Origin of the sequence: Sphingobium wenxiniae (genome assembly GCF_007830065.1) — a bacterium.
In the GTDB taxonomy this organism is placed as follows: domain Bacteria; phylum Pseudomonadota; class Alphaproteobacteria; order Sphingomonadales; family Sphingomonadaceae; genus Sphingobium; species Sphingobium wenxiniae.
Window position 1 is genome coordinate 96,641 of sequence record NZ_VLKK01000001.1, and the last position, 24,540, is coordinate 121,180.

Annotated in this window: 23 protein-coding genes and 1 tRNA gene; 13 read left to right on the forward strand and 11 right to left on the reverse strand. The window is 62.9% G+C overall.

Annotated elements, in window-relative coordinates; genetic code table 11:
- Positions 1 to 4 precede the first annotated feature (4 nt).
- Positions 5 to 523: a CinA family protein gene (locus IQ35_RS00450; protein ID WP_021246570.1), complete on the forward strand. Its 519-nt coding sequence runs from the start codon at positions 5 to 7 to the stop codon at positions 521 to 523.
- Here IQ35_RS00450 and IQ35_RS00455 read toward each other — a convergent pair.
- Entirely contained in the window at positions 469 to 945 is a 477-nt protein-coding gene (locus IQ35_RS00455; protein WP_021246569.1) for a type II toxin-antitoxin system RatA family toxin, read from the reverse strand. The two genes, IQ35_RS00450 and IQ35_RS00455, sit on opposite strands and share 55 nt — an antisense overlap.
- A gap of 4 nt (positions 946 to 949) precedes the next feature.
- Positions 950 to 1,885 carry a lipoyl synthase gene (lipA, locus tag IQ35_RS00460; RefSeq protein ID WP_040603215.1) on the reverse strand — a complete coding sequence of 312 codons (936 nt, stop codon included), beginning with the start codon at positions 1,883 to 1,885 and terminating at the stop codon, positions 950 to 952.
- 65 nt (positions 1,886 to 1,950) lie between these two features.
- Here lipA and IQ35_RS00465 point away from each other — a divergent pair, with 65 nt between their 5' ends.
- The 3 genes from IQ35_RS00465 to IQ35_RS00475 are packed head-to-tail and all read left to right on the forward strand — an operon-like array spanning position 1,951 to position 3,634.
- On the forward strand, positions 1,951 to 2,604 hold the full coding sequence (locus tag IQ35_RS00465) for a carbonic anhydrase (protein ID WP_021246567.1): 654 nt from the start codon (positions 1,951 to 1,953) through the stop codon (positions 2,602 to 2,604).
- Positions 2,604 to 3,356 carry an NYN domain-containing protein gene (locus tag IQ35_RS00470; protein WP_145071558.1) on the forward strand — a complete coding sequence of 251 codons (753 nt, stop codon included), beginning with the start codon at positions 2,604 to 2,606 and terminating at the stop codon, positions 3,354 to 3,356. Before IQ35_RS00465 ends, IQ35_RS00470 begins: the two co-directional genes overlap by 1 nt.
- Positions 3,353 to 3,634 carry an acylphosphatase gene (locus tag IQ35_RS00475; RefSeq protein WP_021246565.1) on the forward strand — a complete coding sequence of 94 codons (282 nt, stop codon included), beginning with the start codon at positions 3,353 to 3,355 and terminating at the stop codon, positions 3,632 to 3,634. Before IQ35_RS00470 ends, IQ35_RS00475 begins: the two co-directional genes overlap by 4 nt.
- Positions 3,635 to 3,758: 124 nt before the next feature.
- On the opposite strand, the gene ettA is transcribed toward IQ35_RS00475, so the two are convergent.
- The gene (ettA, locus tag IQ35_RS00480; RefSeq protein WP_021246561.1) at positions 3,759 to 5,438 is read right to left on the reverse strand and encodes an energy-dependent translational throttle protein EttA; all 1,680 of its coding nucleotides are present in this window, start codon (positions 5,436 to 5,438) and stop codon (positions 3,759 to 3,761) included.
- Positions 5,439 to 5,810: 372 nt separating this feature from the next.
- Between ettA and IQ35_RS00485 the strand changes: the two genes are divergently transcribed.
- From IQ35_RS00485 to IQ35_RS00500, 4 genes are all read left to right on the forward strand, one after another.
- Positions 5,811 to 6,014, forward strand: a complete 204-nt coding sequence (locus tag IQ35_RS00485; protein ID WP_145071560.1) for a hypothetical protein — start codon at positions 5,811 to 5,813, stop codon at positions 6,012 to 6,014.
- Positions 6,015 to 6,248: 234 nt separating this feature from the next.
- Positions 6,249 to 6,325 (forward strand) — tRNA-Pro (locus IQ35_RS00490).
- Between the two features lie 466 nt (positions 6,326 to 6,791).
- Complete coding sequence (locus tag IQ35_RS00495; protein WP_145071562.1) at positions 6,792 to 7,379, forward strand: Dps family protein; 588 nt, start codon at positions 6,792 to 6,794, stop codon at positions 7,377 to 7,379.
- 158 nt (positions 7,380 to 7,537) lie between these two features.
- Positions 7,538 to 9,058, forward strand: coding sequence for an ABC1 kinase family protein (locus IQ35_RS00500; RefSeq protein WP_145071848.1), 1,521 nt, complete (start codon positions 7,538 to 7,540; stop codon positions 9,056 to 9,058).
- Here the strand turns inward: IQ35_RS00500 and IQ35_RS00505 are convergent.
- The 6 genes from IQ35_RS00505 to IQ35_RS00530 all read right to left on the reverse strand — a co-directional run bounded on the left by IQ35_RS00505 (position 9,042) and on the right by IQ35_RS00530 (position 16,458).
- Positions 9,042 to 10,160 (reverse strand): ABC transporter permease, encoded by a 1,119-nt coding sequence (locus IQ35_RS00505; protein ID WP_021246557.1) that lies wholly within the window; start codon positions 10,158 to 10,160, stop codon positions 9,042 to 9,044. The genes IQ35_RS00500 and IQ35_RS00505 overlap by 17 nt on opposite strands.
- The gene (locus IQ35_RS00510; protein ID WP_242003254.1) at positions 10,157 to 11,344 is read right to left on the reverse strand and encodes an ABC transporter permease; all 1,188 of its coding nucleotides are present in this window, start codon (positions 11,342 to 11,344) and stop codon (positions 10,157 to 10,159) included. The genes IQ35_RS00505 and IQ35_RS00510 overlap by 4 nt, the downstream gene beginning before the upstream one ends.
- Positions 11,341 to 12,372, reverse strand: coding sequence for an HlyD family secretion protein (locus tag IQ35_RS00515; protein WP_021246555.1), 1,032 nt, complete (start codon positions 12,370 to 12,372; stop codon positions 11,341 to 11,343). Before IQ35_RS00515 ends, IQ35_RS00510 begins: the two co-directional genes overlap by 4 nt.
- Complete coding sequence (locus IQ35_RS00520; RefSeq protein ID WP_242003255.1) at positions 12,369 to 13,721, reverse strand: TolC family protein; 1,353 nt, start codon at positions 13,719 to 13,721, stop codon at positions 12,369 to 12,371. Before IQ35_RS00520 ends, IQ35_RS00515 begins: the two co-directional genes overlap by 4 nt.
- A gap of 44 nt (positions 13,722 to 13,765) precedes the next feature.
- Positions 13,766 to 14,023, reverse strand: a complete 258-nt coding sequence (locus IQ35_RS00525; RefSeq protein ID WP_199739890.1) for a SemiSWEET family transporter — start codon at positions 14,021 to 14,023, stop codon at positions 13,766 to 13,768.
- A gap of 80 nt (positions 14,024 to 14,103) precedes the next feature.
- Positions 14,104 to 16,458, reverse strand: a complete 2,355-nt coding sequence (locus IQ35_RS00530; protein WP_199739891.1) for a membrane-bound PQQ-dependent dehydrogenase, glucose/quinate/shikimate family — start codon at positions 16,456 to 16,458, stop codon at positions 14,104 to 14,106.
- A 460-nt stretch (positions 16,459 to 16,918) separates the two neighbouring features.
- Between IQ35_RS00530 and rnk the strand changes: the two genes are divergently transcribed.
- The gene (rnk, locus tag IQ35_RS00535) at positions 16,919 to 17,332 is read left to right on the forward strand and encodes a nucleoside diphosphate kinase regulator (protein WP_145071571.1); all 414 of its coding nucleotides are present in this window, start codon (positions 16,919 to 16,921) and stop codon (positions 17,330 to 17,332) included.
- 58 nt (positions 17,333 to 17,390) lie between these two features.
- Positions 17,391 to 18,740, forward strand: coding sequence for an NADP-specific glutamate dehydrogenase (gene gdhA, locus IQ35_RS00540; protein WP_145071573.1), 1,350 nt, complete (start codon positions 17,391 to 17,393; stop codon positions 18,738 to 18,740).
- A gap of 65 nt (positions 18,741 to 18,805) precedes the next feature.
- Here gdhA and IQ35_RS00545 read toward each other — a convergent pair whose 3' ends face one another.
- Positions 18,806 to 19,816 (reverse strand): rod shape-determining protein, encoded by a 1,011-nt coding sequence (locus IQ35_RS00545; protein ID WP_242003256.1) that lies wholly within the window; start codon positions 19,814 to 19,816, stop codon positions 18,806 to 18,808.
- A gap of 327 nt (positions 19,817 to 20,143) precedes the next feature.
- Between IQ35_RS00545 and IQ35_RS00550 the strand changes: the two genes are divergently transcribed.
- On the forward strand, positions 20,144 to 20,944 hold the full coding sequence (locus tag IQ35_RS00550) for a spermine/spermidine synthase domain-containing protein (protein WP_145071851.1): 801 nt from the start codon (positions 20,144 to 20,146) through the stop codon (positions 20,942 to 20,944).
- Here the strand turns inward: IQ35_RS00550 and IQ35_RS00555 are convergent.
- The gene (locus IQ35_RS00555) at positions 20,853 to 21,653 is read right to left on the reverse strand and encodes a pseudouridine synthase (protein ID WP_145071575.1); all 801 of its coding nucleotides are present in this window, start codon (positions 21,651 to 21,653) and stop codon (positions 20,853 to 20,855) included. The genes IQ35_RS00550 and IQ35_RS00555 overlap by 92 nt on opposite strands.
- A gap of 664 nt (positions 21,654 to 22,317) precedes the next feature.
- Between IQ35_RS00555 and IQ35_RS00560 the strand changes: the two genes are divergently transcribed.
- Positions 22,318 to 22,920, forward strand: coding sequence for a hypothetical protein (locus IQ35_RS00560; RefSeq protein WP_145071577.1), 603 nt, complete (start codon positions 22,318 to 22,320; stop codon positions 22,918 to 22,920).
- Positions 22,921 to 23,288: 368 nt separating this feature from the next.
- Positions 23,289 to 24,509 carry an MFS transporter gene (locus IQ35_RS00565; RefSeq protein WP_199739892.1) on the forward strand — a complete coding sequence of 407 codons (1,221 nt, stop codon included), beginning with the start codon at positions 23,289 to 23,291 and terminating at the stop codon, positions 24,507 to 24,509.
- Positions 24,510 to 24,540: the final 31 nt, after the last annotated feature.

Here is a 24,540-nt window from a genome sequence, read left to right on the forward strand (position 1 = left end):
TTCCATGCCCGATCATATCCTCCCCACCTCACTGGTCGAATTGGCCGAGCGAGTCATCGCGGCAAACCGGCGCGCAGGTCGCACCGTTGCCGTCGCTGAAAGCTGCACGGGAGGACTGGTTTCGGCGGCTCTGACTGAAATCGCGGGATCATCGGATGTTTTCGAAGCCGGATTCATCACTTATTCCAACGAGATGAAGACCGAGCTTCTAAAGGTTTCTCCCGATGTCCTCGATACCTTTGGAGCTGTGTCCATCGCAACGGCATGGGCGATGGCGCAGGGCGCGTTGAACAAAAGCCACGCGCAGGTCGCGGTCGCCATTACCGGAGTGGCTGGGCCGGGCGGCGGATCGGAACAAAAACCGGTCGGCACGGTGGTCTTCGCGCGTGCCGAACGCGCCGGCAATCCCGACAAGATCGTAGCCGACATGCATCATTTCGAAGATAATGGCCGCGGCGGCGTCCGCCTTCAGGCGGCGCTGTGCGCGCTTGAGCTTCTGCTGCCCGACTCGTCCGAACCGTAAAGCGCCGCCGCCCGCGCCTCGAAAGCACCGATCATCTTGCGCAGCGCCTTGTCGAACATCTGCCCGGCGAGCATTTCGAACAGTCTGTTCTTGAATTCAAACTCCACCTCGAAATCGACCAGCACGCCGTTATTGCCGTCGTCGCGAAAATGCCACTGGTTGTGAAGATGCTTCAAGGGGCCGTCCAGATAATCGACCCGCACGGTATCGGGCCGATGCTTCTCTACGCGGGACGTGAAGCTTTCTTTGATCCCTTTGAACCCGACGATCATATCCGCGACCATCTCCGTGGCGCTGTCCGATCGGACGCGTATGGCGCTCACCCAGGGAAGAAATTCGGGATAGGCCGCCACGTTCGCTACCAGGTCGAACATCTGTTCACGCGTATAGGGAAGCGCCCGCGTTTCATTGTGCCTGGGCATTGGCTTACTTGCCCGCCTTCACCAGTTGCGCCTGCCGTGCGGCCCTCATTTCCGCGAAATCCTTGTCGGCGTGATAGCTCGACCGGGTAAGCGGGCTGGAGGCAACCTGCAAAAAGCCTTTCGCCCTTGCGATCGCGGCATAGGCGTTGAACGCCGCCGGCGTCACGAACTCCATCACTTTCGCGTGCTTGGGGGTCGGCTGGAGATATTGTCCCATCGTCAGAAAATCGATATCCGCCGACCGCATGTCGTCCATCACCTGATGAACCTCCAACCGTTCCTCGCCCAGGCCCAGCATGATCCCGGACTTGGTAAAGATGGATGGATCGAGCCTTTTCACCGATTCCAGTAATCGCAGCGAGGCATAATAGCGCGCGCCGGGCCGGATCGTCGGATAGAGTCGCGGCACGGTTTCCAGATTGTGATTATAGACGTCGGGTCGGGCCGCGACGATCATCTCGACGGCGCGCTCATGCTTGTTACGGAAATCGGGCGTCAGGATTTCGATCGTCGTGTCCGGAGTCGTGCGGCGCAGCGCCTCGATCACCTTCACGAATTGTGAGGCTCCGCCATCGGGCAAGTCATCGCGATCGACCGAGGTGATGACGATATGCTCCAATCCCATTTCGGCGCAGGCATCGGCTAGATTTTGCGGCTCATTGGGATCGACCTTGCGTGGCATACCGGTCTTCACGTTGCAGAATGCGCAGGCCCGCGTGCACACATCGCCCAGAATCATGACGGTTGCGTGCTTCTTGGTCCAGCATTCCCCGATATTGGGGCAGGCGGCCTCTTCGCAAACGGTGGCCAGCCCCTTGTCGCGCATCAGCTTGCGGGTTTCCTGATAACCGGGGCTGGTCGGCGCCTTCACGCGAATCCAGTCAGGCTTGCGGACACGCCCGGACGGGGCAGGCAAGGGATTGGGAGCCATGTCGTTCATGCGCTCCAGATAGCGATGCAAGCGCGGACTTGCCAGCCCTCAACTTGTCCGGCACAGACCAAATCATGACTGACTTTGCCGACATGCTCGACGGCTATCGCCGCTTCCGCAACACCGGTTGGACACAGCAGCGCGAACGATGGGATGAACTGGCCGAGGGGCAAAGCCCCAGCGTGATGGTCATTGCCTGTTCGGACAGCCGAGTCGATCCGGCCCAGATTTTCGATACCAGTCCTGGTCAAATCTTCGTGGTCCGCAATGTCGCGGCTCTCGTTCCTCCTTTCGAAACCAATCCCGGCCATCACGGCGTTTCCGCCGCGCTGGAATTTGCAGTGCAGGTGTTGAAAGTCAGCGAAATCGTCGTGATGGGTCATGGCAAATGCGGCGGCTGCAAGGCAGCGCTCAGCCAGGAATTGAAGGATGCGCCGCCCGGCGAAGGCGGCTTCATCGCCAACTGGATCGACATGCTGGATGAAGCGCGGGACAATGTCATTGCGCGTTTCGGCGACGACCGGGGGCACGACGCCCATCGCGCGATGGAGCAGGAAGGCGTGAAGGTCAGCCTTGCGAATCTTCGTACGTTCCCATGTGTCCGCGCGAAGGAACGGTCCGGTGAATTGAAGCTGATCGGATCGTTTTTCGCGATTGCCGACGGCCAACTGCACCTTCTCGACGAAAATACGGGGGAATTCCGCCCTGCCCCGCTGGAGGCGCGTTGATGTCGTCTGACGTCCGCACGGGCAATGTGGCGCTGCTGATCGATGCGGACAATGCGTCGGCCGCTTATTTCGACCCGGTGCTGACCGTCCTTGCCGAGCTTGGAACGGTCAACATCCGCCGGGCCTATGGCAATTGGAGCAAGCCGGCGCTCAAAGGATGGGCATCCCATGCCGTCGCCCAGGCGATCGAAACCCAGCAGCAATTCGATTTGACCAAGGGCAAGAACGCCACGGACATGAAGATGACCATCGACGCCATGGACCTGATGGCGAGCGGCCGTGTCACCGGCTTTGGCCTGATGTCCAGCGACAGCGATTTCACGCCGCTGGTCACGCGCATCCGGCAGGAAGGGATTCCCGTCTACGGCTTTGGCTCTGAAAAAACGGCGCAGGCTTTCCGGAGCGCCTGCACACGCTTCATCGACGTCGAGGCGCTGGGCAGCAGCCAGGATGCGGAAATACCGCCGAATCCTTTCCCGGAAGAAGGCGCGCCTATGGCTGGGAGCCAAGGGGACGACCATTCTCATGTTTCGGAAGATGTCCTGAAACTGCTTATAGACGCCTATGGCGCGGTCAAACGCGATGAACAGGGATTTGCGCGGTTGAGCGAAGTGGGACAGCTTGCAGGAAACCGGTCCAGCTTCGATGTCCGCAACTATGGCTTCAAGCGCCTCACGGACTTGGTGAAATCGGTGGGCAATTTCAAAGTCGAAACACGCGACGGCCAAAGCTGGATCAAGCGGATTCGATGAACAGTGTCGCGCGCCATCTCGTCATTCATGGCCATGTCCAGGGCGTGTTCTATCGCAACTGGATGGTGACGACGGCGCGGCGTCTGGGAATAACCGGTTGGGTCCGCAACCGGATGGATGGCACGGTCGAAACCTTCATCGAAGGATCGCCGGACGCAGTGAGCGACATGCTCCGCCTGGCGCGTCAGGGACCGCCTGCGGCAAAGGTGGATCAAATCATGGCGGAGGACAGCGAAGGACAAGGCTTTTCGAATTTCGAGAAGCGTCCAACGGAATAGCGACTACGGAAAAACGCTGGCCCTAAAAAGAAAGGACCAGCCGCAAGGCTGGCCCGGAAGTTTTCAGGCGTGGATGTCCTAAAGCACTCTCAATGCGGCGACGCAAAGGCCGCCGCGATCCCCCTCAACGCGTCAATTTCTTGTAAGCCAGGCGGGTCGGGCGGTCGGCCGCATCCCCCAGGCGGCGGCGCTTATCCTCCTCATACATCTCGAAATTGCCCTCGAACCATTCGACATGACTGTCGCCTTCAAAGGCAAGGATATGAGTCGCCAGCCGATCGAGGAAGAAGCGGTCGTGGCTGATGACCACGGCGCATCCCGCGAAATTCTCTAGAGCATCCTCCAGCGCGCGCAGCGTTTCGACGTCAAGATCGTTGGTCGGTTCGTCGAGCAGCAGAACATTGCCGCCCTCCTTCAACATCTTGGCCATGTGGACGCGATTGCGCTCACCACCGGAAAGCTGGCCGACCTTCTTCTGCTGGTCCGATCCCTTGAAGTTGAAAGCGCCGACATAGGCCCGAGTCTGGATTTCATGCTTGCCGATGGTCATGAGATCATGGCCGCCGGAAATTTCTTCCCACACATTATGATTGGGGTTCAGCGCATCGCGGCTCTGGTCGACATAGCCCAGTTTCACGGTCGGCCCGACGTCGATGGAGCCCGAATCAGGTTGTTCCTGGCCCGTGATCAGCCGGAACAGCGTGGACTTGCCCGCGCCGTTCGGCCCGATGACGCCCACGATGCCGCCGGGCGGCAGTATGAAGTTCAGATCATCGAACAACAGCTTGTCGCCATAAGATTTGGTCAGCCCCTTCGCCTCGATCACCTTGCCGCCCAGACGTTCGGGCGTCTGGATGACGATCTGCGCCTTGCCGGGCGCCCGTTCATTCTGTTTTTCCACCAGTTCGTCGAATGCGCGGATACGCGCTTTCGATTTGGTCTGACGCGCCTTGGGCGACTGGCGAATCCATTCCAGCTCCTCCTTGATCGCCTTTTGACGCCCGGCTTCCTCGCGGTCCTCCTGCTCCATCCGCTTGGCCTTAGCCTCCAGCCAGTTGGAATAATTGCCCTCGAACGGAATGCCCCGGCCGCGGTCCAATTCCAGCACCCAGCCCACGACATTGTCGAGGAAGTAGCGGTCGTGGGTGACGAGGATGACGTTGCCGGTATAGTTGATGAGGTGCTGCTCCAGCCACTGCACGCTTTCCGCATCCAGATGGTTGGTAGGCTCGTCGAGCAGCAGGATATCGGGCTTTTCCAGCAGCAGGCGGCACAACGCGATGCGGCGCTTTTCACCGCCCGATAGATTTTCGACCGACCAGTCGCCGGGGGGGCAACGAAGCGCCTCCATGGCGATTTCGAGCTGATTGTCGAGCGTCCAGCCGTCGACCGCATCGATCTTTTCCTGAAGCTCGCCCATCTCTGTCATGAGCGCATCGAAATCGGCATCCTCGGGAGGATCGCCCATGATCATGCTGATTTCATTGAATCGGTCGATCATGTCGGCCACACCCCGGACGCCGTCCTTGACGTTCTCGATGACGCTCTTGCTGTTGTCGAGCTGCGGCTCCTGCGCCAGATAGCCGACGTTGATCCCTTCGGCCGCCCACGCTTCCCCCTGGAAATCGGTATCCATGCCGGCCATCACCTTCATCAAGGTGGATTTGCCCGCGCCGTTCACGCCGATGATCGCGATCTTCGTGCCGGGGAGGAATTGCAGGTGGATGTTGTTGAACACCGGTTTGTTCGCGCCGGGGAAGGTTTTGGTAAGGCCCTTCATGACGAAGCTGTACTGGACGGCCATCGGGTCAATCTCTTTCGATGTCTTTGCAGGAATTCTGCACGCGGTTAGCGAACGCAACGCCCCTTGGCAAATCCGCGCCCTTCCGATCGTGCAAAAATGCCGTTGCCTTGCGCTATATCGCTCCGCCAGCCTTGCGCTCCCTTGAACTTCCGTTCGTTTCGCCAGCGGACCTTTTCCCGGCGGGTAAGGCTTCACAAATAATGAAGTTTTTGTGAACTTTTATAGTAGAGAACGCTCCGTCGCGTGATTCTGGCGCTTCACCGACACAGAAAAGCATTGATTTGTGCAACGCACACGTTAATGCGGGTCGCTCGCGTAGGGCCACATTTGTGACGCGCCTGACGCGGCATATTGCTATGGGAGCCGTACACAATGAAGAAGATCGCTGTTGTTTTCGCTTCGGCCGGCCTGATGGCCCTCGCCGCTTGCGGTGAGAGGCCGGCCAACGAGACCGCGAACGCTTCGAATGCTGTTGTCGAAAACGTTGTTGAGAATGCGGTGAACGCTGCCGACAACGCTGCGAATGCCGCCGACAACGCTGCGAACGCCGCGAACAACACCGCGAACGCGATGTAATTTTCGCCAGAGCGAAAACAGGAAGGGCGGGCCGTTTTTGCGGGCCGCCCTTTTTGATTCCGGATTAATATTGGTCACGGGATTTGATGGTGCATTACGCGCGCAGGCGTGGAAGGATGCATTCTGGATTTATGCGGGAGCATCTGAACAACGGAGGCAGTCCGTCGAGCGATACAGTTGGTCAAGAGAGCGCAATTGACGGAATGCAGCCTTGGGAGCTAAGGCGGTAAATATCGGGGAGTGGCGCAGTCTGGTAGCGCATCTGCTTTGGGAGCAGAGGGTCGCAGGTTCGAATCCTGTCTCCCCGACCATTTAAAAAATCGTTTTATTTCAATAGATTATGAGGCCGAAAAATTGACAATGTTGGCATAACCGTCAAACGGCAGCGGCGACACTCGACTCCACCAATTGCGGGAACGCCATTGCCGTTCAGCGGCAATCCATTCGTTCAAGACGGCAGGCCGCGCCGGGTGCCTGTTCAACCCACGCGACGATAGCGCGCAAGCTGGCGATGGCATCGAGCATCGCCTGACCAAGGTGGAACACTCCCGAACTAACGGTCGAGCGCATGAAACCGCACGATCAAGGAGGCAACGGTCAAAACGCTCTCTTTAAGACAGCCATGCCCAACTGACCGCCACCTCCACTTCATCGACACCTACAATGTCGGCCTAAATATCTGCGCCAGCCAGTCATGCTACGCAGTCTCGCATCCACTTGGTTGATCGAGTGTTGTCCGCTACACAGAAGTAGCTTCATCCGATCAAGGAGAATGTGATGGCCAAGGCACCTCAAGCATCCAGGAAGCCGCCGGTATCGAAAGCACCAGCCGCAGCGAAGTCGGTCAAGGCATCGGCACGCAGATCTGCTGCGCCAAAGCTCGAGGGCGACGGCAGCACGCTCAACACCAGCGTCGACAGCGGGGTCCGAGAGAAGGTCGCCGAAGCGCTGACCAAGGCCGTGGCTGACAGCTACACGCTCTATGCCAAGACGCTCGGCGTGCACTGGAACGTCCAAGGGCCTAGCTTCTTTGGCCTGCACAAATTGACCGACGCGCAATATAATGAGCTGCACCAGGCGGCCGATGCGATCGCCGAACGGATTCGGGCGCTGGGCAAGCTCGCCCCCACCGGCAACGAGACCTTCCGCGCGCTGACGGTGATCGAGAACGAGGCTCCGCACAAACCCACGCCCGAGATGATCGCCGAACTCGCCCGCGACAATGAGACGGTAGCGCGACGGATGAGCGAGTTCGCGGAACTGGCGGACGAAGCGGGCGATCTGTTCAGCCATGACATGCTGGTCGCGCGCATCGGCGTGCATGAGGAGAATGCTTGGATGCTGCGGTCGAGCCTCGCACAATAGCGTGGGTTCTGGGGGATCGGGCAAGAGTGTTCCGGTCCCCGTTGCCGTCGCCGATAGGGCTTGCGTGAGTTGACGTCGCTCGAAAACTTTGACGCCGCGAAGCGGACTGGGAATATCTTCGATGGTTGAACATGGCAGCCGCCCTTATGGTGGCGACCATGCTCAAGACTCTCCTCGTCGCCGCCCGGGACCGAAATCGGCTCAATGAGATCATCCAGGTCGCTTCACGCTTCGGCCTGGGCGTTCTGCTGGCGAAACTAGGTATCGAAAGCAGCGATGCCGCAGGAGGAGTCGGCAGCGCGCCGCAGAGGCTGCCACATCGGACGAGGCTCGCGCTCGAGGCGCTCGGTCCGACCTTCGTCAAACTCGGCCAGATCCTCGCGACACGCGGCGACCTGCTGCCGCCTGAATGGATTGCGGAGTTCGAACGGCTGCACAGCCAGGCGCCTACCCTGCCCTTCGAGGATTTGCGGCCTGCTGTCGAGGAGGCGCTCGGCCAACCGCCCGAATCCGCATTCGCCAGTTTCGATCCGGAGCCTATCGCGGCGGCGTCGATGGCGCAGGTTCATCGCGCGACCCTTGCCGATGGCCGGCCGGTCGTCCTCAAGATCAGACGTCCCGGCATTCGTCCGCGGATGGAAGCCGACCTCCGTCTGATCGCGCAGCTCGCGGCACTTGCCGAGCGCGCCAGCGCGGAGACGCGGCGTTTCGAGCCGGCCGCGATGATGCGGCAGCTTGCCGAGGCGATTCTGGAGGAACTCGATTTCACTAGCGAAGGGCGCAATGCCGAACGGCTTCGCGCTGATTTCGCACGCGAGCCGCGCGTCGTCGTGCCGGAAATTCATTGGGCCTGGACCTCCGAAACCCTTCTGGTCATGGATTATGTCAACGGCGTGCCGCCGCGCGACGCGCAAACGCTCCGCGCCGCCGGCATCGATCCCACCGCGATCGCCGACCTGGGCGCCGATGTCGTGCTGGACATGGTACTCATCAATGGCCGTTTCCATGGCGATCCGCATCCGGGCAACCTCCTGTGTCTGCCCGGCAACCGGATCGCCTTGCTCGACCTTGGTATGCTCGGCCATGTGTCGCCCCGCCGGCGCGAGGAGTTCATCGACTTCGTCCAGGCGCTCTCGAATGGCGATCCGGCGCGTCTCGCCGATGTCCTCGCCGTCTGGTCGCGAGGCAGCGGCGTTCCGGGCGATCGTATCCAAAGCGCCGCCGAGCGGCTGACCGCGCGGTATGGTGGCGGACGCCTCGTGCTGAGCGCGATGGTCGCCGACTTCCTGTCGCTGATGCGCGACGAAGGCATGACGATGCCGCCGGACCTGCTACTAATCTTCAAGGCCCTCGTCACGGTCGACGGCGTCCTCTCCGGCATCGAGCCAGATTTCGATCTGTCGCGGGCCATGCAGCGCGCCTCGATCCGGATCGCTGCCTCTCGCCTTTCTCCCGACCATTGGGCGCCGATTCTGCGAGCGCTGGCATGGGAAGCCGGCAAGCTCCGCGATGATGCGCCGCGCTTGTTGCGGGTCGCGATCCGTCGCCTCGAAGATGATCCTGCGAACAATGCCATGCGGCAGGAGCAAATTGCGGCATTACGATCGGCCAGCCGCTGGATCACCGGCGCTCTGCTTGTCGGAGCGGCGATGGTCGCTGGCGCTATCCTGCTCTCCTAGGCGCGGCGGGCGCGCTGTAACGCACGAACGCGATCGTTCCATAGAGCAGCAGCAGCCCGCAAAGATTGAACAGCTCGCCCTTCTGTTCGGCCAGGCTCGCGCCCATCTGGTTGATCCCGACCATGAGATGGATGCCCGGTGTCGTGGGCAGCAGCCGGGCGAGCATTGCCAGCCAGCCGGGCGTCGCTTCCACCGGCCAGGACAGGCCGGAGAGGAAGTAGATCGGCACCGACGTGATGATCCAGAGCTGGATCGGCCTCTCGCGCAGGTCGAAAACGCTCGCAAGGGCAAGCGCCGCCGCGACCGTGGCCGCGACGAACAGTGCAGCGGCAAGCATCAGCGCGCCGATGCTGCCGCTCGCACGCGGCATATCCTGGAACCAGAAGACGAACCCGGTATAATAGGCGACGTTCGCGCAGCCCACGACGAAGAAAGCAAGACCGATGCCGAGCAAGCCGCCGGGACTGAAGGCCAGCGCGCCCTGCCTCTCGCGCATGGTCGCCGCGAGCAGGGCCAGCCCCATGAGCAGCGTCTGATGGATGATGAGGAAGGTGACACCCGGGAACACCGTGCTGCCATAGCCTTCGCGCGTATTGAACAGCGGCCGCTGGATCAAGGCGAGCGGCGGCGGTGCGGGCGCGCCCAGGGCCATGGCCTGGCTGGTCGCCGAGTCTCGGCCGACAGCGCCCAGGGCCGCGCCGACACCAGCGAGCGCGGTGCTGCTGCGCAGCAGATAGGCCCCGTTCCCGTAGAGCGCGACTGTCCCCTGCTCGCCCCGCAGGATGTGCCGCTCGAACCCTTCGGGGATGACCACTACAGCGCTGGCGCGGCGATCCGCGATCCAAGCCAGCGCGGCGTCCTGCGAGACCGTGCGCGCGACGACTTCGGCCTGCTGAAGCGCTGAGAGCTTGTGCACCAGCGACCGGCTTGCGCCGCTATGGTCCATGTCGACGACGGCGATCGCAATGCGGGTCGGCACCTCGCCCGAATAGGCGCTGGGATAGAAGAAGGAATAGAGGATCGCCGATCCGATGAGCAGCATCAGCGCGGTGCTGTCGGTCAGGATCAACCGGAAGGTTGCAAGGAATGCCCGCCCGATCATTGCCGCCCCCAGACTCCGGGCGTCGTGGCCGCCGCGATGTAGCGCGGCAGTCCGATCCCCGAGCCGACGAACAGGAAGATCAACAGGACCAGGATATGGGGAAGCGAGACCATGGCTGGCGATCCCATCATCCATTGTTCGGCAAGCAGCTTGGCGAAGGCGGTATAGGGCAGAATCGCGCTCCAGACCTGTGCGAAGAGCGAGGCGGACTCGATCGGGAAGATGGCTCCGGCGAAGGCGAACGACGCCCCCGCATAAAGCCCCGCGATGGACAGCGACTTGCCCATCGAGAGGGTGAGGCCGGTCACCAGCAGGGTAACGCCGACATAGGCGAGATACATGGCCGCATAGCCCGCAAGCAGCATGACCGGGCTTCCGAGCACCGGCCATCCGCGAAGTCCGGCGAGATAGCTGGTCGCCAGCAAGGCCCAGCCCATGAAGATGACGACATAGACGCTGACCTTGCCAGCGATGGCCGCCACGGCCGCGAACCGGGATGCGCCAGCAAGCCATGGCCCGATGGTTCCATCGCGCAGTTCACGGCCGAGTGCGCTCGCCACCGCGACCATGAAGATGAGATGGAGGAGCGCGGGATGGATCAGCGCCACCAGTTGCAGCTCATAGCTGCCTTGCGGATTGAACAGGATCGTGGTCCGCGCGGCGATGGGCGGCGCACGCACCTTGCCCGGTAGGATCGCGGCTGTGCGGTCCTTGGCGATCCGGCCCGCATAGTCCTGCACCACGGTGCCGATCTCGCGCAGCGCCGCACCCGACGCCGTCGAATAGCTCGCATTGTAGAAGACGGTGATGCTGGCGGTCTGGCCCCGCAGGACGGTGCGTTCGGTATCGCGAGGGATCAGCACAACGGCATAGGCGGCCTTCGAGCGCACGGCCGTTTCCGCCGTGCGCATGTCCGCCGCCCGGACCGCGACATGCAGGCCCGGCGATGCCTCGAGCCGGCGGACAAGCTCCCGGGCGACGCCGCCGCCATCCTCGTCGACGACCGCGATAGGCAGATCGCGCATCACGCCCGCCGAGATCTGGACCGCCACCAGCGTCATCAGCGCCAGCGGTATCCAGCTGATGAGGGCAAAGTCCCAGAAGTTCGACCGGAGAAAGCGGATTTCCCTGCACCATCCCGCGCGGAAGGCCGTTCCCGCCGTACCGCCCGGGCCGGGCATCATTGCGGCCAGTCGAACAGGACGGTCATGCCCGGCCGCAGGCCGCGCAAGGGGACGATGGGCGTCACGCGGACCTCGAAGCTCTTGATATCGAACCCGCTCGACTGGCGGGTGGCCCGCCATGTCGCGAAGTCACCCGCCGGGGCGAGATAGGTGACGCGAAAGCGCGCGCGCTGGCCGTCCAGGGCCGGGACCGTCCCGCCGATCTCCGCACCGCGTGCCAGCCCACGCAGTTGATTCTCACGCACATTGAGCGTGACCCATGGATGCGCGACATCGGTGAGCATGAAGACGGGAAAGCCCTGCGGCACCAGTTCGCCGGGCTGCGCCAGCCGCCGGCCGATCTCGCCAGCCATGGGCGCGGTCACGCGGGTTTCCTCGGCCGCGGCCTGGACTTCCGCGACCGCGCCCTTCGCCTGCTGGACCTGCCCGGTCGCCGCCGCCTTGTCCTCGCCCCGCGCACCGGCCAGCGCCTGGTCATATTGCGCGCGCGCCGCCTTGGCCGCTTCCTCGGACGCGACCGCATTGGTGCGCGCCTCATCGCGTTTCTGTCCCGCGATCACGCCCTGCTCATAGAGGCGCTCGGTGCGCTGGTAGGTGGTCCTTGCCAGGACGGCGGCGGCTTCGGCCCGCCGCCACTGCGCCTCTGCGGCGCGAATGTCCTCGGGCCGCGCGCCATGGTCCGCCTTGTCCGCCAGCGCCTCCGCCGAGGCGAGCGCACCACCGGCCTGCTGCGACTTCGCGGCAACCTCGGGGCTGGTCAGGGTATAGAGGAGCTGACCGGCGCGCACGGCCTGTCCCTCCTCGACGTGGAAAGCGGCGATGCGCCCCGTAACCTTGCTGGTGATGCGCACTTCATTCGCATCCACCATCCCCTGGATCTGGTCGGGCGCCGGGCGGTAGGCCAGCCACAGCCCGATCGCCAGCAGCAGCGCGATCCCGGCCGCCACCATGATCGCCAACCGCCGGCGCTTGCCGTCCGTCTGGGCCGGTTCGCCGGTCACCGCCGTTTCCACGCTCGTTTCGGTCACGGGACCTCCTTGTCGGCTCGGGCCAGATAATCGGGCAGGCGCTCGGCTTGCCCGCTCAGGTCGAGAAGCTGCGCGAGCGCGATGACATAGTCGTGCGCCGCCTGGGCACGCTGGATGCGGGCGCGCGCAAACCCAAGCTCCGCGTCGATCACGTCGAGCGAAGTCGCCTGCTGTTCGCGGTAGGACAATCGCTGGAGCCGCAGATTCTCGCCCGCTGACTCGATCGAACTGTCAAGCAGCAGGAAGCGTCGGCGTGCGGCTTCGGCCTCGTTCCATGCCTTGGTGACGCCGATCTCGATCTGCGCGCGCGCTTCCTGCAAACCGGAATTGGCTTGCAAGGCCGTCTGGCGTGCCGCCTCGACCGCCTGGGTGCGTCCCAGACCCGATGCCAGCTTGTAGCGAAGCCCGATGCCGAAGCTCCAGTCCGGATCGGTGAGCAGGGAATCGCGCCGATCGAAATTATACTGGCCAAAGCCGTAGATGGTCGGCCGCTGCTTCGATTTCTCGATCGTCACGCCCGCCTCGGCCTGAGCCTCCAGGGCGCGCAGGCGGCCCAGTTCGGGATGCGCGTCGAGCGCTTCGGCCTTGTATGTTTCCAGCGGTTCGAGGCGCTGCGAAATGACGAAGAGCGGCGTGGTGGGACGCACGCCCTGCGGCGCGCGCAGCAGGCCCGCAAGGGCGGCATTGGCGGTTTCGAGCTCGGCGATCGCTTTCTCGAAATCGCGGGCAGCGTCGTCACGCGCGACCTGTGCCTGAAGGCGCTGTGCGCGGCTGATGAACTGTTCATGCTCCAGCTTGATCGCATCAGCGACATGGCGATCCAGCCCGGCAAGCACGTCGCGCCGCACGTCAAGCGCCCTTTCGGCAAGCTGCTGGCCATAATAGGCCTGCACCAGTTGAAGCAGTTGCTTGCTGATCGCGCCTTCCTGTTCCGCCCGGGCCTGATCGAGCTGCGCCCGGGCGCCTGCCTTGGTTCCCGCGATCTGTCCCCCGGCATAGAGCGGCAGCGTTGCCGTCACGATCGGGCGGACGGCCGTTTCCTGGCGCTGGAATCGCAGAGGATCGCCTATGCCATAGGCTTGCGCGACCGGGGCCAGCGATCCCAGCGGCAGGTAGAGGGTCTTCTGGTAATCGAGAAGCTGCGCCTCGAATTCGACTTCGGGCCGGCCAAGAGAGCGGGTCGCGCCGACCTGGGCCTCCTTGCCGCGGACATTGGCGCTGGATGCGGCGATAGCATCGGATCGCTCCAGCAGGCGCTGTTGCGCCGCCGCATAGTCGAGCGGGATGGCCGCATTGTCCTGCGCCGTGGCGGGCGCCGACGCCGCGATTGCCGCGACTGCTATCGTCAACCGGATTCGCATTGCCCGCCTCCCCTGGTCCTTTGCGGCAAGGGTCAAAGCGCGGTGGCGAAGGCGACTGCCCCCAGGACGATACCCGGCCCGTTCGCGATCACGATCGGCCAATCCTTTTTCTCGCGCAGAAAGCCATAGGCCACCCATAAGGAGCAGTTCATGAATGTCGCGCCGGGCTGGATCAGCGAACCCTTCTGGCCCGCCAGGTTCAGGCGGATTTGATCGAGATAGGACATATACATGGCGACCGCGGTGGCGGATGCGATCCAGCCCAGGATGTGCAGCCCGCGATCGCTCATTATCCAATGCCTTGCCATTTTCACCCCTTCATTGTCGCAACCGCCACCGCGCGATCGCCCTTATTATGGTTCATTCTGCTTCACGGCCGCTTCGATGGCAGTCCATAAGCGATGACATGATCGCCCGGCTTCGTCCCCAGCGATCCATGCCCGCCTGCCACCACCACGACCAGTTGCCGCCCGCCGGGCGTGCGGTAGCTCATCGGCGAAGCCTGCCCGCCAGCGGGCAGCCGCGCACGCCACAGCACCGCGCCGGTGCGCACATCATAGGCCCGGACATAATTGTCGATCGCCGAGGACATGAAGGCCACACCGCCCCCCGTGGTCAGCGGCCCGCCCAGCGAGGGCACGCCAAGCTTGAAGGGAAGCGGCAGGGGCGTCTCGTCACGGATCGTCCCGTTCTTGCGCTGCCAGACCGTCTTGCCGGTGGTGAGGTCGATCCCCGCGACATAGCCCCATGGCGGCTGCTGGCAGGGAATGCCGGTGAAGGACAGGAACGGGTTCATGTCCACCGCGAAGGGCGCGCCGTGATTGGGGCTGTAGCCGCTCTCCTTCGCGCCGCCACGATCCGACCCGCTGGCAAGCCCGGTGGCGCGGCGGAGGTCGCCCGCCTCCCCCTTGGGGATCAGCCGGTCGACGAAAGCCATGTAATTGGGATGGGCGAACAATATCTGGCGGCTGGGATCGACCGAGATGCCACCCCAGTCCATCACCCCGAAATTGCCGGGAAACACCAGTGATCCCTTCAACGACGGCGGCGTGAACGGCCCGTCATAGCGCAGCGAGCGGAAGCGGATGCGGCACCAGAGCTGGTCGACCATTGTCGCGCCCCACATCTCGCTTTCCTTCGCCTTCCATGGCATCAGCGAAACGGCGGAGAAGGGCTGGGTCGGCGACAGCCGGTCCCCCGGTGCAGGACCGCCGGGCACCGGGCGTTCCGTCACCGGATAGAGCGGCGCGCCGCTCCGCCGGTCGAGTATGAAGATATTGCCGGTCTTGGTCGACTGGATCAGCGCGGGCACCCGGCCGCGCCCCGGCAGGGTGAGGTCGACCAGCACAGGCTGCGCGGGGACATCCATGTCCCACACGTCATGATGGACGGTCTGGAAATGCCAGCGCGGCTTACCGGTCGCGAGGTCGAGCGCGAGGATCGTGGTCGCGAAACGCTCGGTCGTCTCCGGCCGCTTGCCGCCCCATTGATCGACCGCGCCCATGCCCATCGGGAAATAGGCAAGGCCCAGCTTTTCATCCGCTGCGGGCGTGCTCCAGCTATTGGGCGAGGAGGGCGTATAATGTTTGCCTTCCGCGAGCGGGGTGGTGTCATCCGGATTGCCCGGATCGAAGTTCCACATCAGCTTGCCGCTCACCGCGTCATAGGCGCGGATCACGCCCGACGGCACATGCGTCGAGATATCGTCGAACACCGCGCCGCCCAGGATCGCGAGGCCATGCGCCACAAGGGGCGCGGAGGTCGCCTGATACCAGCCACCATTATAGTCGGTCAGACCCGCGAGCAGACTGACCGTCCCGCCCGCGCCGAAGCCCGGACAAAGCTTGCCCGTATGCGCGTCGAGCGCGATCAGGCGCGAATCGTTGGTCGCCAGCAGGATGCGCTGCGGGCAATCGGCGGTGGCTTTCCCGGCCTGCGCGGCGTCATAATAGGAGACGCCGCGGCAGGTCATATGCTGCATGTCGCGCGGCGAGGTGCGGATCTTCGGATCGAACCGCCAGCGTTCCTTCCCGCTCTCCGCGTCGAGCGCGATCACCCAATTATGCGGGGTGCAAAGATAGACGAGGCCGCCGACCTTGATCGGGGTCATCTCATAGGTGAACTCGGCCGGATCGGTCGGCCGCTTCAGATCGCCAGTGCGGAACTGCCATGCGACTTCCAGCTTGTCGGCATTGGCAGGCGTGATGTCGCCCAGCGGCGACCAGCGCTCCCCGCCCCATGTGCGGGCATAGGCGGGCCAGTCACCCGCCGGAACCCCGCCATAATCCGCATCGATGGCGATGGGCGCGCTCGAAATCTCACCCCTCAATTCATGCGTCGTGGCGAATAGGGAAATGGCGCCATAAACGGCCGCGACTGCGAGACTGACGGTCAGTGGCCATGTCGCCCGCCACCAGCGCTCGCCGGGCCGCAAGCGCCGCACTGTCGCAGGCAGCAGCAACGCCGCGCCCATCAAGAAGATCAGGTCGCCGCGCGGCACCAGCGGCCACCAGTCGAAACCGATCTCCGCCCATGCCCAGATGACGGTGGCCAGCACCAGCAGCGCGAACAGGGGAAGGACAAACGGATTGCGCTTCCACAGCAGTGCGGCGGACGCGAGCAGCGCCGCCCCGACGACCGCGTAGAACCAGCTTCCTCCCAGCACGACCAGCCAGACACCGCCTGCCAGAAGGATCGCGGCGATCAACCCGAAGGTCAGTGCCAATGCGATAATCCAACGAGTTCTTGGCGACGCGCTCATGGATCGACACTGCCCCGGCGAGTTTCTGCGAGCTTCATAGCAGGCCCGCAAACCGGCAAAGTCAATCGGATTCTATTCAGCTATTTGGTTCCGGCATTTCATGGTGCGGATTGCGTGTAAGCCTTTCTGGCTCGCTTGCCGGGATATCGGGCACTGGAAGCATGTACGTGCGGCAGGCTGACGACCATGTTTGGGAGTCCGCCTCATCCATCAGGTTTGACTCGAACGTCTTCGCATGCCAAGGCATGAACCATGCACTTATGGGCTGATTATTCACGCTTTCGCCACCAAGGGGGGCAGCTTCTAGCGGGCATCTAGCCCCGGGTTCCGTGCGCTATGCCCCGAACTCGGGGCACATCGAAAGAATGACGGGCGTCCTGATACAGGCGCGCGGCTAGTCTCTCTCTCGAAAGCCAGCAGCACCATGACCAGAAGCACCAATACGGGACGGCCTCCCGTCCATTTCATCAGCACCGAGGCCGATAATCTAACCGATCTCGCGTTGGGCGTGGCCGACACCATGCCGCAGGTCAGCGAACTGCTGCTGCGCGAAATCGCGCGCGCCACGATCCATAGCGCCGCGCGTGTGCCTTCCGACATCGTCACGATGTATTCCACCGTCCAGTTCAAGGATGAGGCAAGCGGCGCTGAACGCACGGTGCAGCTCGTTTACCCCGCCGAAGCGGATATATCGGCGGGACGAATCTCGATTCTGACGCCGGTCGGCGCGGGCCTGATCGGCTTGCGCGAAGGTCATTCCATTCGCTGGCCCGATCGCGAAGGCCGCGAACGGCGGCTGACCATCCTGAAAGTCACGCAGCCCGAACGGACCGTATAGTCACCGGCATCCGTCCGCCAGCGTCCGTCCTCCCCTCAACAGCATAAGGAGCCGCAATTTGTCCCGAATCGACGAGAAACTTGTTCCGATTTTTGAAGAAGTCCTGAGAAGAAATGCGGGTGAGACGGAATTTCATCAGGCCGTCGAGGAGGTGCTGGAAAGTCTTGGCGCGGTCGTCGCCAAGCATCCGGAATATATCGACAATGCCTTGATCGAACGGATTTGCGAGCCGGAGAGGCAGATCATCTTCCGCGTTCCCTGGGTCGACGACAAGGGGCAGATCCAGATCAACCGCGGCTTTCGTGTCCAGTTCAATTCGGCGCTCGGTCCATATAAGGGCGGCCTGCGCTTCCATCCGTCGGTCAATGTCGGGATCATCAAGTTTCTTGGCTTCGAACAGACTTTCAAGAACGCCCTGACCGGTCTTCCCATCGGCGGCGGCAAGGGCGGGTCCGATTTCAATCCGCGCGGCCGCTCCGATGGCGAGATCATGCGTTTCTGCCAGTCGCTCATGACGGAACTCTACCGTCATCTGGGCGAATATACCGATGTGCCCGCCGGCGATATTGGCGTGGGCGCGCGCGAGATCGGCTATCTGTTCGGCCAGTATAAGCGCCTGACCAACCGCTATGAGGCGGGCGTCCTGACCGGCAAGGGACTGATCTACGGCGGTTCCCGCGCCCGAACGGAAGCCACCGGCTATGGCGCGGTTTATTTCATCGACCAGATGATGAAGACCAAGGGCGAAAGCCTGGAGGGCAAGCGGGTCGTCGTGTCGGGATCGGGCAATGTCGCGATCTACGCGATCGAGAAGGTCAACGCATTTGGCGGCAAGGTGGTCGCCTGTTCGGATTCCTCCGGTTTCATCGTCGATGAGGCGGGGATCGATCTCGAACTGCTCAAGGAGATCAAGTTGAGCCGTCGCGAGCGGATTTCGGACTATCCGTGCCTCAAGGGCGGCAGCGCCTGTTTCTCCGAGCAAGGCTCGATGTGGGAAGTGCCGTGCGACGTGGCCGTGCCCTCGGCCACCCAGAACGAACTCAACGGCAGCGATGCGGCCGCGTTGATCCGCAATGGCGTCGTCGCCGTGGGCGAAGGAGCGAACATGCCCTGCACGCCGGAGGCCGTCCGCCTCTTTCAGGCGGCGGGCATCCTCTTTGGTCCTGCAAAGGCGGCCAATGCCGGCGGCGTCGCGACATCGGCTCTGGAAATGCAGCAAAACGCGTCCCGCGACAGTTGGACTTTCGAGGAAACCGAAGCGCGTCTGGAGATGATCATGCGCCGTATCCACGATAGCTGCGCGGAAACCGCCGAATCCTATGGCGCGCCGGGCAATTATGTCCTGGGGGCAAATATCACCGGCTTCGTGCGGGTCGCGGAAGCTATGCAGGCGATGGGGGTTATTTAAAACATCGCGCACCGCGTGGCCGGGCCGCAGTCAGCCCTCTGACAAGCCCGGCTGAACGGCGAGATTCATGATGCCAGCATCGCCTCAAGGCCCAGCATGACACATTGATGCGGGTGGTCGGGAATATGGACGCGCAGGCCGGTTTCCGCCGTGATCGCCTGACCGATACAGGGGATCGCGGCGCTGCCTCCGGTCAGCGTCAGCCCCTTTTCGTGAATGTCGTGGCTGAGTTCGGGCGGGGTCTGGTTGAGAACGTCGCGCACGACTTCCACAATGTGTGCGACATGTTTGGCCACGACCGGCCGCAATTCGCTGACAAGCACCTGTTGAACGCCCGGGATGCCCGACGTCAGGCTCCGGCCCTTGGCCTCGATCATCTGGCTCTCCTCGCCGTCGGGAGCGCCCAGCAACCGCACCAGATCGCACTTCAAGCGCTCCGTCGTGATCTCGCCGATCAGGAACTTTCTGCGGAAATGGAAGTGATCGGCGAGCGCTGTGTCCAGCGCCGCGCCGCCGATGCGGACCGATCGGGTAAGGCAAATCCCGCCGAGCGAAATGACGGCGACTTCGGTGGTTCCAGCGCCGCATTCGACGATCATCGAACCTTCCGGGCGGTGCACCGCAAGGCCAGCGCCTAGCGCTGCGGCGAAAGGCTCGCTCATCAGGCTTACAGGTCCCAGCCCTGCGTCCGACGCCGCCGTGAGCAAAGCGCTCCGTTCAGCCTGTGTCGCATCGGCGGGAATCCCGATCGCGACGCGCGGCGCTCTCAGACGGCGACGGCCAAGAGACGACGACATGGCATAGGCGAGAAGCTCACGTGTGGCGTCGATGTCCTGGAGAACGCCTCGACGGAGCGGGCGCGTGACCTTGAGCGAATCCGGAGTCCTGTCGACCATGGCGCGGACGGCCTCGCCCGCCGCCACAAGCCTGGGCCGTGTGCCGCCGTTTGAAAAGCAGCACAGCGACGGCTCGTCGAACACCATGCCCGAGCCTCGGGCGGCGACACGCGTATTGGCGGTTCCAAGGTCGATAGCGATATCGGCGCGTCGGCCATTCCAGGAAATCATGTTAGCCATGGATGTGCCTTAGCGGGGAATATCGCAATTGTCTCGTCGGCCTGCACCGACAGTTTGGTGCCCCGCCGATGTTCTTGTGGCCCTCCACTGGACAATCCCGTCCAGACGAAGCATGGATGATTATCCAGCAGCCTTGGATGCCGATTGCGATAATGACCATGCAGGCCGTGAATATTTCGGCAATCTATCCGCTGATCATCGGGACAAGGGCCGACGATGCCCATGGGTTGCCGCGGCTCTGAGGCCGGGCAACCCCTGAAAATCATCTAACGCGAATTTGAAACGCGCCGGTTGCCGCCAGCCGCGCCGCGATCGTTAGGGATGGGCATGTACATCTGGACCGAAGTGGCACGAACCGGCATTTCCGCCGGTGACGAAATCATATTGCTTAGGAAAAACGATCTCTATGAAATCCGATATAACGGCATGGAACTGATGTGCAGTTCCTGTCATCAATCGGAGGATTTTCTCGCGGAGAAGGCGCTGCGCCTGCTTGGCCGCCCGGCCCGAAAGGTTCTGATCGGCGGCCTGGGTCTGGGCTACACGTTGAGGATGGTGCTTAACTTCCTTGATGACGACGCCCAAGTGGTCGTTTCGGAAATCGTGCCTGAGATCGTGCACTGGAACAGGCACTATTTCGGCCATCTCGCGGGCAATCCACTTGACGATCCGCGCGTCGAGGTCCGCGTGGAGGATGTAAGGCACACGCTGGATAATGGGCGCGAGGCTTATGACGTCGTGCTCATGGACACCGACAATGGCCCTGAACATCTCGTCCGAACGGAAAATGGCGACATCTATCGGGAATGCGGGATCAGGGCCGTCGAACGCGCCCTCACCCCGGGAGGGATCGCCGCCTTCTGGTCATCGGAACTATCCCCTGCGTTCGAGAAACGGTTGGATGTCCTGCCATGGACCTGGCGTTGCGATTCAGTGCCTCTTTCGGGAGGCAGGGTAGATGCCTTCCACCATGTCTATCTGGCAAGCCGGGATGCGGCGAATCTCCACTATCCGCGCGTGGTCGGCGCCTCAACCGCTATGACCACGATGTCGGAGCGGAACGCAGGCGCATCACTTCCTCGGCCTCCAGAGGACGGATCGCACCTTTTGCGAGTTCGCCGAGCCTGATACCGCCGATTGCAACACGGACCAGGCGCAGGACTTCGGCATCCTGCGCCGCCAACATGCGGCGAACCTGACGATTGCGGCCTTCGGTCAGCACGATTTCGATCCAGCTCGACCGGGCCGATGAGCGAAGCGGTTCGACGGCGATCGCGCTCAACAGTTCGCCGCCCTCCGCTACCGGCGCGGCCAGTGCCGCAAGCAGGGCGCTGTCCGCCACCCGGTCGATTTTCACATGATAGGTCTTGGCTACGCCCGACGCCGGGTTGAGAAGATATTCCGCCCAGGCCGTGTCGTTGGTCATGAACAACAGGCCTTCGCTCGCCTTGTCGAGACGGCCGACCGGTGAAAGATAGGGCAGATTTCGCGGCAGGCAGTCATAGACGGTCCCGCGCGCTTGCGGATCATGCCGGGTCGTCACCACGCCGCGCGGTTTGTTGAGCATCAGATAGACGGGGCGCTCGGCCACAATGTCCCGTCCCGCGACCGCCAGCACGGACCGTGCAAGATCGACCCGCTGCGATGCGTGGCGCACCTGCCGGCCATCCACCGTAACGCGCCCTTCCTCAATCAGCCTGATGGCCTCGGTGCGCGAACAATATCCCAGTTTCGACAGTGCGCGCGGCACGCTGACGATATGGGCTGGAAGCGCCGTCGGTTTCCGGACGACCGATGAACCGCCGGACCTGGCATTTCGCCATCGAGGATGTGACATGGCATGGCTCACGCTCCGCGGACCGCCTGAAGCGGAGCAAGATAGAAACTGAAAAAGTGCAGATCGGAGCGGTTGCCGCTGCTGAAAGTCCTGCTGCCCCGGACATGCTACAGCGGCGATGTCCGGGGCTAGATGCCGGCGATCAGTCTGCCGGCGCGCTGGGCGCGGATGGAATTGCGGCAAGTCATGATGGGGCTCATCGGCGCATGAGCAGGAATAGTCAACCAGTGGCGCTCGGCTACTTGCGCGGATGCAGCCGTTCAGCGGAGCGCCATGTCCTCTCGCTCGTGCCCTGAGTTGACTTTAACTTTCTTTGGGCCATGCTTTGGCCGTCATGTGCGAATCTGTTTCCTTGAGGTGCTCGGCGCACCACGCGGGCCGGCTGCTCGAAGGCTAGCGGCCCCGGACCCGCGCAGGGCGGGGCCGGGGTGCTTGCTTTCCCGATGGAGCAGGGCTGGACGAATGGGCCGGCCGACCGGAGCAGACATGATCAGCGATAGACAGGACGATTCCGCTCACCGCGCGGAACAAGATGCACAGGAACGGAAGGATCGGCCCGGAACGCTGCCCTTCGTCCGTCCACGACGACCGTCGCACAGCACTGAGCCGCCCGAGTTTCCCGAGCCGCCTAAAGCGGCATGACGCTGTCCCCGATGACACTGAATTGGTAGAAATCACGATGGATCGACCCGCTCAGCAGCAAGAGCTGTTCATGCGCTTGCTCCGCGATGCCGCACGCGATGCCGAAGCAATACTGGCCTTGCCGGGCCAGTCCGCCTGGATTCGCGCGCTCGCCGACGATGGAATGAGTGAAATCTCACGTCTGGAAGAATCGCCTTTCGCCGAGGATCAACTGCTCGCGGTCGCGTTGCGCCTGGGCGGGAGCGGGACTGTGCAAGGTTCGTTATTGGGGGCGCTATCGGATAAATTTCAATCCCCATCGATCAGGATCATGATTGAGGCGCAGAGGCGGGCCATCTGGAAAGATATGGGTGGGGAAGGTTTGCCTCTCGATGAAGCGGCGGAAATCGTGACGGCGCTGGAGCGCCGCCTTGACGCCATGGGCCAAGATCCGTCAGTCAGTTTCGGCGCCTATGCGGCGCTCTATTCCAACCTCTGGTGCGATCCGCGGATTGGCGCTCCATCGTCGGCGCGGCGAATCATGCTGGCCATGGTGACGATACTCAACGCCCGTGAAGAGGCCAGTCGGCCTTCCCATGCAATGGTTGGCAATCGCGCCGCCGGTAAGGCGCTCTCGCGGCGATAAGCGGGATACGCCTATGCGGGTTGGCGCTTGCGTGCAGGCTCATGCGCCTGCCTGCTGAATGCCCTCGCCCGGATGCCAACTGCTCACCTGATGTGCGGACCCGCCGTCCGCTCCAATCGAAGTCACGAGACAATGCTCAATCTGATTTTCTTCCTCGGCGTCGTAGGTGTCTACAGCGTCTTTCTGGCTTGTACGCGGCGTCCGCGCCTCGGATGGGTGATATCCGCCGCAATTGCGGTCGCTCTGATGACGGCTTTGATCCTGATGGGCTACGCGCATTAGCTAACTATCCGCGATTGCGATGGCGCGGTGCGCCGGGTAGCAGGCGTGACCAAGAGTCGAGTCACTTAAGGTCGAGCGAGCAAGATTTGAGTTCATCCACAGCCACGCGCCGTTCTTTTGCCGCCATGCGGCACCCGAGGTTCCGAGGGTTCTTCTTCACCTATCTGCTGGCGATGATGGCCGATAATATCGAGCACGTCATCAGCTACTGGATGATCTTCCAGAAGTTCCACTCGCCCGCGCTGGGCGGGTTCGCCGTGCTGTCGCACTGGCTGCCCTATCTGTTCTTCTCGCTTCCCATGGGCGCGCTTGCGGACCGGGTCGATCCACGCCGTCTCATCCAGATCGGCATGGCCATGTTCATCGGCGTGTCGCTCGGCTGGGGCTATTTCTTCGCAACCGACACGCTTGAGATGTGGCATGCGATGCTGCTGCTGGTGCTGCATGGCTGCGCGGGCGTGTTCTGGCAAACGCCGAGCCAGCTCCTGCTCCATGCGATCGTGGAGCCGGAGGAACTGCAAAGCGCGGTGCGCCTCAATGCCACGGCGCGTTATCTCGGTATATTGGTCGGCCCTGCGGTGGGCGGGGCCATGCTGGTCTGGCTCGGTCCGATCAAGGGCATGTTCCTCAATGCCTGCTATTATGTGCCGGTGATCCTCTGGCTCTGGCTCCTCCACTATCGCCGGGAAGCGACCGGGCGCACCGCTGTCCGGGGCTTCCAGGACATCGTGCGCACGCTGCGCGAAATCGCGAGCCGTCCGCAAATCGTCTCGATGTCGCTCCTTGCCGCCGCGGCCGCGGCCTTCATCGGCAACAGCTATCAGGCGCAGATGCCCAATTTCGCGATCGATCTGGGTCATGGAGATCCGGGAGCCGCTTACAGCATCCTGTTGGCCGCCGATGCCGCCGGAGCGCTGACCGCCGGCTTCCTGCTCGAAACCCTGGGCGGCTTCACGACCGGCGCGCGCACCGCCCTGCTGCTGGCGATGGGCTGGTGCTGCGCGCTCGCCTGCTTCGCCCTCACCCCGATCTATTCGCTGGCCCTGATCTTCCTGTTCTGCGCGGGCTTTTTCGAGCTATCCTTCAGCAGCATGGCGCAGACGGTGGTCCAGGTGGAAGCGCCCGCCGACATCCGCGGCCGGGTGCTCGGCGTGTTCGGCATGGCATCGCTCGGCTGCCGCGCCTTCGCCGGCATCACGGTCGGCCTGATCGGCTCGCTGTTCGGCGTCCACATATCATTGGCGCTCGCGGCGGCCATGCTCCTTGCCGCCGTCGTCGCGCTGCTTCTCCGCAGCCGTCCCGCATGAGCGAACGCCCGCCACATGTCCTTGGTCGGTC